The sequence below is a fragment of the Gemella sp. GH3 genome (assembly GCF_013415425.1).
Lineage (GTDB): Bacteria > Bacillota > Bacilli > Staphylococcales > Gemellaceae > Gemelliphila.
Genome location: NZ_JACBYC010000200.1, coordinates 1 through 485 on the forward strand (window position 1 = coordinate 1; position 485 = coordinate 485).

1 protein-coding gene is annotated in these 485 nt (G+C 33.4%); it reads right to left on the minus strand.

The genetic code is table 11. The features are described from left to right. Nucleotides 1-443: TrmH family RNA methyltransferase (locus HZY83_RS07245; protein WP_179943378.1), on the minus strand; the 443-nt coding region annotated here is incomplete at its 3' end. Between the last annotated feature and the right edge of the window lie 42 nt (nucleotides 444-485).

Here is a 485-nt window from a genome sequence, read left to right on the forward strand (position 1 = left end):
ACCTTATCTTGATATGGGTCTGCAGTACCCTTTTCCATTACAATTAAATCTATGCCAGCAGCATCTGCAGTGCGAATTAATGTACCTAAATTACCTGGATCTTGAATTCGATCAATTAATAATACTTGTTGCGCTTCGGTATCATTATAATGTGGCTTTTCAATCACCGCAAAGAAACCTTGAGGTGTTACAGTACCAGATAGAGCTTCAGCCACTTTCATATTAATTTCATATGTTTCATTCGCGTAATCAATTAGGTCCTCATCTGTTCTGTCAGGTTCTATTACAAATAATTGCTTTATTTCAATACCACTTTGATACGCTTCTTCGATAAGGTGTATTCCTTCTATTAAAGCTAGACCTGTCTTATCACGATCACGTTTCTTTTTTAACTTATTTGCATTTTTTATTTTATTATTTTGAGCAGACGTAATTTGTTCCATGATCATTTCTCCAACTCTTAAGTTAATGTATTCATATTTTAA